Source organism: Salinarimonas sp. NSM (assembly GCF_052380005.1).
Taxonomy (GTDB): domain Bacteria; phylum Pseudomonadota; class Alphaproteobacteria; order Rhizobiales; family Beijerinckiaceae; genus Salinarimonas.
Window position 1 is genome coordinate 18,857 of the sequence record NZ_JBQTCJ010000021.1, and the last position, 12,561, is coordinate 31,417.

Below are 12,561 nucleotides of genomic sequence, written 5' to 3' on the forward strand. Positions count from 1 at the left end.
ATCCGGAATCGCAAACCTTAACAGAACGTTAACGATCCCGATGCGCCGGCGTCCGGCCCGGCCGCGCACCCCGCGCCCGCATTTCCCACCATAGCCGCCGCGGGCTTCCCCAGAACATCCGGTGTTGACGGTATGGAGGCGTCCTCCACAGGCCTCCGGCTGGACCCGCACGCCGGGGGGCTTTATCCACACTCATCGACTCCCCCGACCGTCGGCCTGGGGACGGCGAGGACGTCACGGCGAAGGAGGCGGGCCCTTGGCGCGAAGCTACTTCCACCTGCATCTCGTCTCCGATTCGACGGGCGAGACGCTGATCACCGTCGCCCGCGCGGTGGCGGCGCAGTACGAGGGCGTCTCCGCCATCGAGCACGTCTACCCGCTGGTGCGCTCCGGGACGCAGCTCGAGCGGGTGATCGCCGAGATCGAGGCGGCCCCCGGCATCGTGCTCTACACGCTCGTGGAGCAGGACCTCGCCCAGCGGCTGGAGGAATCCTGCCGCGAGAACGGCTCGCCGGCGCTCTCCGTGCTCTCGCCGGTGCACGCGCTGCTGCAATCCTACCTCGGCGCGGCCTCGACGGCGCGGCCTGGGGCGCAGCACATGCTCAACGCCGACTACTTCAAGCGCATCGACGCGATGAACTTCACCCTCTTCCACGACGATGGCCAGTTGCCGACCGACATCGAGGAGGCCGACGTGGTGCTGATCGGCGTCTCGCGCACCTCGAAGACGCCCACCGCAATCTATCTCGCCAACCGCGGGCTCAAGACCGCCAACATCCCGCTCGTCCCGAACGTGCCGCTGCCGCCCCAGATCGAGAACGCCAGGAAGCCGCTCTTCGTCGGCCTCGTCGCGAGCCCGGAGCGCATCGTGCAGATCCGCCAGAACCGGCTCCTCTCGCTCAACGCGTCGGACGAATCCGACTACGCGGACAAGGACCGGGTGACCGAGGAGATCGCCTACTCGCGCAAGCTCTTCGCCCGCAAGCACTGGCCGGTGATCGACGTGACGCGCCGCTCGATCGAGGAGACGGCGGCGGCGATCCTCGAGCACTACCGCGCCCATCGCATGAAGTTCATCGCGACGTGAGGGCCGGGGAGATCGATCGATGAGCAACGCCCGCCTCTGGCGCGATCCCGCCCCCCTCGTCCTCGCCTCGACCTCGGCGACGCGCCGCGCGCTGCTGGCCTCGACCGGGCTGCCCTTCGAGACCGTGCGGCCGGAGGTGGACGAGCGCGCGATCGAGGCGGGCGCCCGGGCCGAGGGTCTCGCGCCCGACGCGCTGGCGGTGCTCCTAGCCCGCCAGAAGGCGCTGTCGGTCTCGGGCGCGCGGCCCGGCGCTCTCGTGATCGGCGCCGACCAGACCCTGGCGCTGGGCGAGAGGCTCTTCCACAAGCCCGCCTCGCGGGAGGAGGCGCGGGCGCAGATCGCGGCGCTGGCCGGGCGCACGCACGCGCTCCATTCCGGCGTGGCGATCGCCCGCGACGGCGCCGTCGTCGCCGCCTTCGTCGAGACCGCGCGGCTCGTCATGCGCCCGCTCGACGCGGACGCGATCGACCTCTATCTCGCGAGCGCCGGTGAGGCTGTGACGACCAGCGTGGGCGGCTACCAGCTCGAAGGCGTCGGCGCCCACCTCTTCGCACGGGTCGAGGGGGATCATGCGACGATCCTCGGCCTGCCGATCCTGCCGCTGCTCGCCGCCTTTCGCGACCTGGGAGCGCTCGCGCTGTGACGCCGCCTTCCTCTTCGACGCAGACCTGGACGCCGAGAGAGACCATGCCGCCGAGAGCCTTCGTCGCCGGGCATCCGATCGCCCATTCCCGCTCGCCGCTGATCCACGGCCATTGGCTGGAGCGCATGGGCATCGCCGGCAGCTACGAGCGCGTCGACGTCGCGCCCGACGCCTTCCCCGGCTTCCTGCGCGGGCTCGCGCGCGACGGCTACGTCGGCGGCAACGTCACGATCCCCCACAAGGAGGCCGCCTTCCGCCTCGTCGATGCCCCGAGCGCCCGGGCGCAGCGGCTGCGGGCGGTCAATACGGTGTGGCTGGAGGATGGGGTCCTGGCCGGCGACAACACCGACGTCACCGGCTTCGTCGAGAGCCTCGACGCGGCGCTGGGCGCGGGGTGGGAGGCACGCCACCCGCGGGCGCTGGTGCTCGGTGCCGGCGGCGCGGCGCGGGCGGTGGCGGCGGGGCTCCTCGACCGGGGGCTCGCGCGGGTCGTCGTCGCGGCGCGGGACGTGGAGAAGGCGGCGCCGATCCTGGGCTTCGACCCGCGGCGGGTGGCCGCGCTGCCCTTCGCCGAGGTGGAGCGGGCGCTCGGGGGGATCGACCTCCTCGTCAACGCCACCTCGCTCGGGATGACCGGCAAGGATCCGCTCGCGCTCGACCTCGCCGCGCTGCCCGAAGGGGCGGCCGTCGCGGACATCGTCTACGCCCCGCTGGAGACGGATCTCCTGCGCACGGCGCGCGCGCGCGGTCTCGCCACGGTGGATGGGCTCGGGATGCTGCTGCACCAGGCGGTGCCCGGCTTCGCGCGGTGGTTCGGCCGGCGTCCGGAGGTGACGCCGGAGCTGCGCGCACTCGTCGAGGCGGATCTCGCGCGGCCGTCGGTGGAGAGCGTCCGGCGATGACCTTCGTCCTCGGCCTCACCGGCTCGATCGGCATGGGCAAGTCGGCGACCGCGGCGATGTTCCGCCGCGCCGGCGCGCCGGTGCACGACGCCGACGCGACGGTGCACCGGCTCTACGCGGGAGCGGCCGCGCCGGCGATCGAGGCGGCGTTCCCCGGCGCGACGAAGGGCGGCGTCGTCGACCGAGCCGCGCTCGGGCCGATGGTGATCGGCAGGCCCGAGGCGATGGCGCGGCTCGAGGCCATCGTCCACCCGCTCGTCTCGGCCGAGCGGGAGGCCTTCCTCGGGCGGGCGCGGGCGTCCGGCGCGCCGCTCGCGGTGCTCGACGTGCCGCTCCTCCTCGAGACCGGGAGCGAGCGCCTGTGCGACGCGGTCTGCGTGGTCACGGCGCCGGAGGCGGTCCAGCGCGCGCGGGTGCTGGCGCGCCCGGGGATGACGGAGGAGAAGCTCGCCGGCATCCTCGCCCGGCAGGTGCCGGACGTGGAAAAGCGCCGGCGGGCGCATTTCCTGGTGGATACGAGCCGCGGCTTCCCTTCCGCCGAGCGGCAGGTCCGCGATATCGTGCGGGCGCTCGCCGGCCGTCACGGCCGCGCGGCGCGCCCCTGACCAGAGCCTGGCGGAGCCCGAGCCTTGCGCGAGATCGTCCTCGACACCGAGACCACCGGCCGAGACGCCAACCTGGGCGACCGGATCGTCGAGATCGGCTGCGTCGAGCTCCTCAACCAGATCCCGACCGGGCGGACCTGGCATCGCTACGTCAATCCGGAGCGAGCGATGTCGGAGGGTGCCTTCCAGGTGCACGGCCTCTCCGACGACTTCCTCGCCGACAAGCCCGTGTTCGGGGCGATCTGCGACGACTTCCTCGCCTTCGTGGAGGGCGCGCGGCTCGTCATCCACAACGCGCCCTTCGACATGGGCTTCATCGACATGGAGCTCGAGCGGCTCGGCCGCCCGCGCTGGCCCGCCGCGCAGGTGCTCGACACGCTGATGATGGCCAGGCGCAAGTTCCCCGGCGCGCCGGCGAGCCTCGACGCCCTGTGCAGCCGCTTCGGCATCGACAATGCGCGGCGCACCAAGCACGGCGCGCTCCTCGACGCGGAGCTGCTGGCGGAAGTCTACATCGAGCTGATCGGCGGCAAGCAGGTCGATCTGGGCCTCTCCGCGCCGAGCCTCGCCCGCGGCCCCCTCGTCGCGGGTGCGCCCGCCGTGGCGCGGCGCCCGGCCCCGCCTCGGCTGACCGATGCCGAGCGCGAGGCGCACGCGGCCTTCCTCGCGGGGTTCAAGGGCGAGACGGTGTGGGGCGACTACCTGCCGGCGCGCGAGGCGGCGGAGTAGGACGGCGCCTCGATCGACGACGCTTGCGCGCGTCGAGGCCGAATCTTATCCTGTCGGCATGATCCGGTTCAAATTCGCCGCCGACAAGGCCTATGCTGCCCTGCACGAGATGGTGTCGAACCATCCCGGGATCGATCTGCATGCCGCGCTCAAGACGTGCTACTTCGCCGACAAGACGCATCTGAACGAGCATCTCAGGCCGATCTTCGGCGCGACCTATCGGGCGATGCGCTTCGGCCCCGTCCCGCTCGAGATCTACGAGATGGCGAAAGCGGAATCGCTGTGGCTCGCCGAGCTCGGCGTCGAAAGCGTTCCATGGACGCTCGCCGGCTACCGCCTGCGCCCGTCGGGAGCGTCGCAGGTCGACACCTCCGCACTCTCGCGAAGCAATCGGGAGCACCTCCGCGCCGGCCTCGAGCGCTCGCTGTCGATGAGCTTCGACGAGCGGACCGCGGCGACCCACGGCCCGGACTGGCAGGCTGCGGAGCTCGGCTACATGCGCTACGAGGACATGCTCGACGACCGTCCGGACAAGGACGAAGTCATCGAGATGCTTCGTGAGAAAGCACGGTTCATGAGGCTGTAGAGGTGCTGAAGCCCCGGCAGGTCATCGTCATTCCCGATGGGACCGTTCGTCCGCCGAAGCCGAAGATGGTCGCCTGCGTGGAGCCGACGCTCGGATACTTCTACCGGATCAACACGCGCCGCTGGCCGCCCATCGTCAAGCTGGTGCGCGATCCGCTGCACATGTTCCTCGATCACGACAGCTATCTGGAATGCGGGGATCCCCTGGAGATCGACGACTACGTCGTTCGAGATAGCATTGCCAGGAACGGAATTGTCGGCGAGATCCACGAAAGCCTGTGCGGAGAGATCATCAAGCTGCTCACGATGGCGACGACCCTCAGGGAGGAAGATCGGCGACGGATCATCGACGCCCTGTCCTGACACGATGTCCCGATGCGGTGTCGTCACCCCTGCGGGATCGCCTCCGCGAACGGCAGCTCCAGCACCGGGCGGTCGTGGTCGTCGCGGATGTCGAAGGCCCAGCCGGTGCGGTCCTGCGCGTGCTTCTCGCCCTCCGCCATCTCGACGAGGGCGCGGTCGATCGCCTCGCGGCGCACGGCCTCGCCGTCGGGCAGGCGCACGCCGTCCATGTCGGGGTGGACGCCGCGGTCGGAGCGGATGTGGAAATAGTAGACCGGCATGGCTCTCCTCGTGTCGCGCGGGGTGAACGGCGCGGCCGGGCGGGCCGTTCCCGCACCGCGGCACGAGGGGCACCTACTCCTCGACCGCGTGGGCTTCCAGGTCCTCGAGGCGCACGAAGTCGAGGGCGCGCGCATGCGTCGCGGCGAGCCTGACCTTCGGGGCGACGCCCGCCTCCAGCGCCTCGCGCCAGCGCAGCGCGCACAGGCACCAGCCGTCCCCCGCCCGCAGACCGGGGAAGTCGAACTCGGGGCGGGGCGTCAGCAGGTCGTTGCCGCGGGCCTGGCCGAAGCGCAGGAACGCGTCGGTGACGACGGCGCAGATCACGTGCGTGCCGACGTCCTCCGCCGCCGTGTTGCAAAAGCCGTCGCGGAAGAAGCCCGTGCGCGGCGACGCGCAGCACAGGGCGAGCGGGCCGCCGAGCACGTTGCGGGCCCCGTCCCCGCGCTCGAAGCGTCGCGACAAGTCGTTCATCGGCGCGTCCTCCCGAGGTTTCCTACGGAGAGCTAGGACGGGGCGGGCGCCCCGTCGAGCCCGTCAGCGCTCGCCGTGGCGCCGGCGCGGCGCACCCTCGGCGGGGCCGCGGCGCGCGTCGTCCTTCCGGAAGGGCGCCTCGCCGCGCGGGGCGGGCTTGCCGCGGGGGCCACCCTTGTCGAATCCACCCTTGCCGAACCCGCCCTTGCCCGGCTTGCCGCTCCCGGCCTTGGCGTAGCCCGGCTTGCCGAAGGCGGGCTTGCCGAACCCGGGCTGCGGCCCCGGCTCGCCGTCGGCGCGCGCGACGCGGACGTTCTCGTCGTTCGGGCGCTCGGCGGCCTGGGCGAAGCGCTCGGCGGCGTCGACGACGATGCCGAAGCGCGTCTCCTCGGGGAAGATGCGGATCGGGCCGACCACGCCGCGCTCGACATTGCCGAGACGGCAGATCAGCGGCAGCAGCCATTTCGGGTCGGCGTTCTGGCGTCGCCCCACGGACAGCGTGAACCAGGCCATCGGCAGGCGCTCGCGCGCCTCCCGCGGCTCGCGGCCGCCGCGGCCCTCGAACGGCGTCTTCTCGCGCGCGGCGAACGTCTCCCGCTCCTCGCGGGTGCGGCGCTGCGGACGCTCGCCGGGATCGGAGACGTCCTCGGGCGCCGGCAGGCGCGCGCGCCACAGGCGCACGAGCGCGGCGGCGATCTCCTCGGGAGAGCGGGTCTCGAGCAGGCGCTGGGCGGTCTCCCGCTCGTCGTCGCCGGAAGCCTCCACGAGCACGGGGTCGGCGAGGAAGCGCGCCTCGTCGGCGGCGCGGATCTCCTCGATCGTCGGCGGGCCGGACCACTCGACGTCGATGCGCGCCGCCTGGATCAGCCCCTCCGCCTTGCGGCGGCGGTTCACCGGCACGATCAGCGCGCACACGCCCTTGCGCCCCGCGCGGCCGGTGCGGCCGGAGCGGTGGAGCAGCGCCTCGCGATCGTTGGGCAGGTCGGCGTGGACGACGAGGTCGAGGTGCGGCAGGTCGATGCCGCGCGCGGCGACGTCGGTCGCCACGCACACCCGCGCGCGCCCGTCGCGCAGGGACTGGAGGGCGGTCGTGCGTTCCGCCTGCGACAGCTCGCCCGACAGCGCCACCGCCGAGAAGCCGCGCTCGAGAAGGCTCGCATGGAGATGGCGCACCTGCTCGCGGGTGGCGCAGAACACCATCGCCGCCCGCGCCTCGACCTGGCGCAGCACGTTGACGACGGCGTGCTCGACCTCGCGCGGCGCGACGCGGACGGCGCGATAGGCGATGTCGGCGTGGGGTGCGTTGCGCCCGACCGTGTCGATGCGCATCGCGTCGGTCTGGTGGTCGCGGGCGAGCGCGGCGATCTGCGGCGGGATCGTCGCGGAGAACAAGAGCGTGCGGCGCGTCGCCGGGGCCGCGTTCAGGATGAAGGTCAGGTCCTCGCGGAAGCCGAGATCGAGCATCTCGTCGGCCTCGTCGAGCACGGCCACCTCCAGCGCGGAGAGGTCGAGCGCCCCGCGCTCGATGTGGTCGCGCAGGCGCCCGGGCGTGCCCACGACGATGTCGGCGCCGACCTCGAGCGCGCGGCGCTCGCGGCGCGGGTCCATGCCGCCGACGCAGGAGACGAGGCGTGCGCCGGTGCGCTCCCACAGCCAGGCGAGCTCGCGCTCGACCTGCAGCGCCAGCTCGCGGGTCGGCGCGACGACGAGGGCGCGGGGCGCGAGCGAGGGCACGAGGATGGGGGCTGCGCCGATCAGCGTCTCGGCGAGCGCGAGGCCAAAGGCGACCGTCTTGCCGGAGCCGGTCTGGGCGGAGACGAGGAGGTCGCGCCCCTCGTGGCCGGGCGCCAGCACGGCCGCCTGGACCGGCGTCGGCTCGGCGTAGCCGCGCGCGGACAGCGCCTCGGCGAGGAGGGGGTGGGTCGCGGGAAAGGGCATTGCGGTCGGTACCGTCGAAAAGAGGTCCCCGCCGGGCCGATCCGGGCATCCCCGGTTTCGGTTCTGGTCCGTCGGTGCTGGACTGGCGGGAGGGGGCGCTGCGGCGCGCGGGCCGGGCGTTCGGTCCCCACATAAGCCATCGCGCGACGAATTGCGAGCGCGTTGCGCGCCGGGCGGCCCTGCGGGTTGCGCATCGCGCGCCGGCGCGTCATTGCTGGGCGCGGGAGGAGAGCGCCGACCCATGACCCTCGACGTCGTCGCGTTGCGCGCATTCTACGAGAGCCCGCTGGGCGAGACCGCGCGGCGCTTCGTCGGGCGCGCGCTCGACGATTTCCTGGCGCCGGTCGGCGGCGCGCGGGTGATGGGGCTCGGCTATCCCGGCCCCTTCCTCCACGCCGCCCGCGGGCGCGCCGAGCGCGTCCTCGCCTTCATGCCGGCGGCGCAGGGCGTCGAGCCCTGGCCCGGGGATGCGCGCTCCGCCGCCTGCCTCGCCGACAGCCTGATGCTGCCGCTGCCCGACGGCTGCATGGACCGCGTGCTCCTCGTCCATGCGCTGGAGACGTCGGAGGATCCCGACGAGCTGTTCTACGAGGTCTGGCGCGTGCTCGCGCCGGGCGGGCGGCTCGCGGTCGTCGTGCCCAACCGCGGCGGGCTGTGGGCACGCATGGACGTCACCCCCTTCGGCCACGGCCAGCCGTACTCGCGCGGGCAGCTCAAGGCCCTGATGCGCCGCACGCTGTTCACCCCCGAGGCCTGGACGGAGACGCTCTACGTCCCGCCGCTGCCCTCGCGCGTGCTGCGCGGCTCCGCCGGCGCCTGGGAGCGCATCGGCACGCGCCTCGCCCTGCCCTTCGCCGGCGTCCACGTGGTGGAGGCCACGAAGCAGCTCCACCGTCCGCTGATGGTCCGCCAGACCCGACGCGGGACGCGCTTCATCCCGGTGCTGGTGCCGCAGGCGAACGGGGCTGCGAACGGGGCGGCGACGGGGCGGTGGGGAGCGCCGTGAGGCGCCTCATGCGGCGAGGTCGGCGACCACCGCGTCGAGGACGGGAAAGCCCGCCTGCGTGACGGCGAGACGGCCGCCGGCGCGGGGCGCGATCAGGCCGTCGCCGACGAGCGCGGAGATCCGCCGCGGGTCGAGGGTGCGGCCGGAGAGCGCCTCGTAGGTGGCCGGGTCGACACCCTCCGCGAGCCGCAGGCCCATCAGCAGGAACTCGTCGCCCTGCGCCTCCTCCGAGAGCACCTCGCGCGTCACCGTGGCGTTGCCGTCGCGCTCCACCAGCGCGAGCCAGGTCTCGGGATGGCGCTCGGTCGCCAGCGCGATGCGCCCCTCGTTGGTCACGAGCCGCGCGTGCGCGCCGGGGCCGACGCCGGCATACTCGCCATAGCGCCAGTAGACGAGGTTGTGGCGCGACTGCGCGCCCGGGCGGGCGTGGTTGGAGATCTCGTAGGCGGGCAGCCCCGCGGCGTCGCAGACCTCCTGCGTGACGTCCCAGAGCGCGCGCGCCTCGTCGGCCGTGGGCACGACGAGCTTGCCGGCGCGGTGGAGCTTCTCGAACCAGGTGTCGGGCTCGATCGTCAGCTGGTAGAGCGACAGGTGCTCGGCGGCGCGGTCGATCGCCTCCCGCAGCTCCGCCGCCCAGGCGGCGGGCGCCTGGCCGGGGCGGGCGTAGATCAGGTCGAAGGACGAGCGCGGGAAATGCGCCTGCGCCACCGCCACGGCGTCGAGCGCCTCGCGCGCCGTGTGCAGGCGCCCGAGCGTGCGCAGGTCCGGATCGCTGAGCGCCTGGACACCGAGGGACACGCGGCCCACGCCCGCGGCGCGATAGCCGGCGAAGCGGGTGGCGTCGACGCTGGTCGGGTTCGCCTCGAGCGTCACCTCGACGTCGGGCGCGACGCTCCAGGCCCTCGCGATGGCGTCGAGGATCGCGCCCACCGTGCGCGGCTGCATCAGCGAGGGCGTTCCCCCGCCGAAGAAGACGCTGCCCACCGTGCGGCCGGGCGCGAGCGCGCCCTGGTGGGCGATCTCGGCGGCGAAGGCCGCGAGGAAGCGCGCCTCGTCCGGCGGCTCGCGCCGCACGTGGCTGTTGAAGTCGCAGTACGGGCACTTCGAGGCGCAGAAGGGCCAGTGCACGTACACGCCGAATCCGGCGCTCGTGGTGGGGTGAGCGGTCATGACCCCGCAGATGTGACCGCGCGCGGGCGGTTTGGCAACAGCCGGGGCGCGACGGGGCGGGGCCCGTACCCGAGTCCCCACCTGAGTCCCCCGCGCGACACCCGCGTTTAAACGGACATTAACCCTCTTCCTGGCGGAGTCGCCCGACGGGTACACTGCACGCGAATCGTGACAGCGTCGCCGCCCGCCGCCGGGTCTCCGGGTGCGCGGGCGTGCGGCGAACGGGGGCCTCGACGGCTGATGGGCGACGGGTACGGGCAGGTGGGAGAGCATACCGAGACGCGCGATCGGGGGCGGGCGCCGCTTCGCGCGCCGCTTCCCGCGTCGCCGCGCGCGTCCCTGCCCGGCCGGATGCGGGCAGCCCTCCTCGGCACGAGCGTGCTCGCGGCCGGCGCGCTGCTCTCCGGCCCGGCGCGGGCGCTCGCGCCCGACGCGCTGCTCGCCCGGCTCGATCCGCAGAACGCCATCAGCTTCGCCTTCGTGGCGGGCTCGCTCGTCTTCGCGCTGACCACCGCCTTCGTCTACCGCATCGAGCAGCGGCGCTCGGCGGAGCGCGAGGCGGGGCTGCGCGCCGAGCTCGCCGAGCTGCGCGCCGCCGCCGACCGGGCGGAGACGGTGATCGGCGCGGAGAGCCAGCTCGTCGTCTCCTGGGACGGCCGCGACGCCGAGCCGCGCATCGAGGGCGACCCGAACGCCCTCGGCCCGGCGGCCGCCGGCAAGCGCCTCCTCGCCTTCGGCGCCTGGCTCGCGCCGGCGGACGCGGGCGCGCTCGACGGCGCGCTGACGCGGCTGCGCGAGCGCGGCGAGGCCTTCCGCCTGACCCTGCGCGCCCAGCGCGACCGCTTCGTCGAGGCGCAGGGGCGCGCGCTCGGCGGGCGGGCGATCCTGCGGCTGCGCGACGTCACCGGCGACCGGCTGGAGCTGCTCCAGGCCCGCGAGACGCTGGTGCGCCAGGGCGACGACCTGAAGAACCTGCGCGCGCTGCTCGAAGGCATGAGCCAGCCGGTCTGGCTGCGCGACGGCGAGGGCCGCATCGCCTGGGCGAACCCCGCCTGGCTCGCGGCGGTGGAGGCGCTGTCGCTGGAGGACGCCCGCGCGCGGGGCCTCGAGCTCCTCGACCGCGGCGCCCGCGAGGATGCCGCGACCGCCCGCGCCGCCCGCGACCGCTTCGCCGCGCGCACCACCGCGATCGTGGCCGGCGCCCGACGCACGCTCGACGTCGCGGAGACGCCCTCGCCGGGGGGCTTCGTCGGCATCGCGGTGGACGTCACCGACCTCGAGGAGGTCCGCGCCGACCTGCAGCGCCAGATGCAGGCGCACGTGCGCACCCTCGACCACCTGCCGAACGCGGTGGCGATCTTCGATTCGAGCCAGCATCTCGTCTTCCACAATTCCGCCTATCGCGCCCTGTGGGGCCTCGACCGCGGCTTCCTGGAGAGCGGGCCGTCGGAGGGCGAGATCCTCGATCGCCTGCGCGCCGAGCGGCGCCTGCCCGAGCAGGCGGACTGGCGGCGCTGGAAGGCGGACGTGCTCGCGAGCTACCGCGCCATCGAGCCGCAGGAGACCTGGTGGCACCTGCCCGACGGGCGCACGCTCCACGTCGTCGCCAACCCGAACCCGCAGGGCGGCCTCACCTGGCTGTTCGACGACGTCTCCGAGCACCTCTCGCTCGAGAGCCGCTACAATTCCCTCATGCGCGTGCAGGGCGAGACGCTCGACGCGCTGGAGGAGGGCGTCGCCGTGTTCGGCTCGGACGGGCGGCTCAAGCTCGCCAACCGCGCCTTCCGCGCGCTCTGGCGGCTGCCGCAGCCCGCCCCCGGCGAGGAGCCGCATCTCGAGAGCATGATCGCCGCCTGCCGCGGCCTCGCGCCGGACGAGGACGCCTGGGCGGCGATCCGCGCCGCCGTCGCCGGGGACGCGGAAGGGCGCACGGAGCTGGCCTTGCGGCTGGCGCGCCGCGACGGCCTGCATCTCGACTGCGCGGTCCAGCCGCTGCCCGACGGCGCGACGCTGATCGCCTTCGTCGACGTGACCGCCAGCGTCAACGTCGAGCGGGCGCTGATCGAGAAGAACGAGGCGCTGGAGGTGGCGGCGCGGCTGCGCGAGGACTTCGTCCACCACGTCTCCTACGAGCTGCGCTCGCCGCTCACCACGATCATCGGCTTCGCGCAGCTGCTGGGCGACGAGACGGTGGGCGGGCTCAACGACCGCCAGCGCGAGTACGCCGGGCTGATCATGCGCTCCTCGGGGGCGCTGCTCGCCATCATCAACGACATCCTCGACCTCGCCTCGATCGACACGGGCTCGCTCGAGCTCGATCCGGAGGAGGTCGACATCCGCGAGACGATCGACGCCGCCGTGCGCGGGATCGACGACCGCATCGCCGAGAACAAGCTCTCCCTCGTCATCGACGCGCCCGGCGGCATCGGCGGCTTCATCGCCGACGCCAAGCGCGTGCGCCAAGTGCTGTTCAACCTGCTCTCGAACGCCGTCGGCTTCTCGGAGACCGGCCAGACCGTGCGCCTCTCCGCCCGCAAGACCGCCGGCGAGGTGGTGTTCGAGGTGGCCGACCAGGGCCGCGGCATCCCGCCCGAGGTGGTCGAGCGCGTTTTCGACAGATTCGAGAGCCATACGCTCGGCACCCGCCACCGCGGCGTCGGGCTCGGCCTGTCCATCGTGCGCGCCTTCGTGGAGCTGCACGGCGGGCGGGTGTCCTTGACGTCGAACCCGGGATCGGGAACGACGGTGACCTGCGTCTTCCCGGCGGACGGGCCGCAGCGCCTCGCGGCCGAGTAGCGCGG

At 73.6% G+C, this 12,561-nt stretch carries 13 protein-coding genes; 9 read left to right on the plus strand and 4 right to left on the minus strand.

Annotation, left to right across the window (positions count from 1 at the left end):
- Positions 1-256 precede the first annotated feature (256 nt).
- The 7 genes from ACTZWW_RS09910 to ACTZWW_RS09940 are packed head-to-tail and all read left to right on the plus strand — an operon-like array spanning position 257 to position 4,914.
- A complete protein-coding gene (locus ACTZWW_RS09910) occupies positions 257-1,087 on the plus strand; it encodes a pyruvate, water dikinase regulatory protein (RefSeq protein ID WP_444780785.1) in 831 nt (276 codons plus the stop codon).
- Between the two features lie 19 nt (positions 1,088-1,106).
- Complete coding sequence (locus ACTZWW_RS09915; RefSeq protein ID WP_444780786.1) at positions 1,107-1,730, plus strand: Maf family protein; 624 nt, start codon at positions 1,107-1,109, stop codon at positions 1,728-1,730.
- 44 nt (positions 1,731-1,774) lie between these two features.
- Complete coding sequence (locus tag ACTZWW_RS09920) at positions 1,775-2,632, plus strand: shikimate dehydrogenase (protein ID WP_444780787.1); 858 nt, start codon at positions 1,775-1,777, stop codon at positions 2,630-2,632.
- The gene (gene coaE / locus ACTZWW_RS09925) at positions 2,629-3,237 is read left to right on the plus strand and encodes a dephospho-CoA kinase (RefSeq protein ID WP_444780788.1); all 609 of its coding nucleotides are present in this window, start codon (positions 2,629-2,631) and stop codon (positions 3,235-3,237) included. The genes ACTZWW_RS09920 and coaE overlap by 4 nt, the downstream gene beginning before the upstream one ends.
- Positions 3,238-3,261: 24 nt before the next feature.
- Positions 3,262-3,966, plus strand: coding sequence for a DNA polymerase III subunit epsilon (gene dnaQ, locus ACTZWW_RS09930; RefSeq protein WP_444780789.1), 705 nt, complete (start codon positions 3,262-3,264; stop codon positions 3,964-3,966).
- Positions 3,967-4,024: 58 nt separating this feature from the next.
- Positions 4,025-4,552 (plus strand): type II toxin-antitoxin system antitoxin SocA domain-containing protein, encoded by a 528-nt coding sequence (locus ACTZWW_RS09935; RefSeq protein ID WP_444780790.1) that lies wholly within the window; start codon positions 4,025-4,027, stop codon positions 4,550-4,552.
- A gap of 2 nt (positions 4,553-4,554) precedes the next feature.
- Entirely contained in the window at positions 4,555-4,914 is a 360-nt protein-coding gene (locus tag ACTZWW_RS09940) for a hypothetical protein (protein ID WP_444780791.1), read from the plus strand.
- A 23-nt stretch (positions 4,915-4,937) separates the two neighbouring features.
- On the opposite strand, the gene ACTZWW_RS09945 is transcribed toward ACTZWW_RS09940, so the two are convergent.
- The 3 genes from ACTZWW_RS09945 to ACTZWW_RS09955 all read right to left on the minus strand — a co-directional run bounded on the left by ACTZWW_RS09945 (position 4,938) and on the right by ACTZWW_RS09955 (position 7,584).
- A complete protein-coding gene (locus ACTZWW_RS09945; protein ID WP_444780792.1) occupies positions 4,938-5,174 on the minus strand; it encodes a DUF6894 family protein in 237 nt (78 codons plus the stop codon).
- A gap of 73 nt (positions 5,175-5,247) precedes the next feature.
- Positions 5,248-5,646 carry a DUF2237 family protein gene (locus ACTZWW_RS09950; RefSeq protein ID WP_444780793.1) on the minus strand — a complete coding sequence of 133 codons (399 nt, stop codon included), beginning with the start codon at positions 5,644-5,646 and terminating at the stop codon, positions 5,248-5,250.
- Between the two features lie 63 nt (positions 5,647-5,709).
- Entirely contained in the window at positions 5,710-7,584 is a 1,875-nt protein-coding gene (locus tag ACTZWW_RS09955) for a DEAD/DEAH box helicase (protein ID WP_444780794.1), read from the minus strand.
- Positions 7,585-7,825: 241 nt separating this feature from the next.
- Between ACTZWW_RS09955 and ACTZWW_RS09960 the strand changes: the two genes are divergently transcribed.
- Positions 7,826-8,590 (plus strand): class I SAM-dependent methyltransferase, encoded by a 765-nt coding sequence (locus ACTZWW_RS09960; RefSeq protein WP_444780795.1) that lies wholly within the window; start codon positions 7,826-7,828, stop codon positions 8,588-8,590.
- Between the two features lie 6 nt (positions 8,591-8,596).
- On the opposite strand, the gene hemW is transcribed toward ACTZWW_RS09960, so the two are convergent.
- A complete protein-coding gene (gene hemW, locus ACTZWW_RS09965) occupies positions 8,597-9,760 on the minus strand; it encodes a radical SAM family heme chaperone HemW (RefSeq protein WP_444780796.1) in 1,164 nt (387 codons plus the stop codon).
- A 351-nt stretch (positions 9,761-10,111) separates the two neighbouring features.
- Between hemW and ACTZWW_RS09970 the strand changes: the two genes are divergently transcribed.
- Positions 10,112-12,556: a PAS-domain containing protein gene (locus ACTZWW_RS09970; RefSeq protein WP_444780797.1), complete on the plus strand. Its 2,445-nt coding sequence runs from the start codon at positions 10,112-10,114 to the stop codon at positions 12,554-12,556.
- The last annotated feature ends 5 nt before the right edge of the window (positions 12,557-12,561 follow it).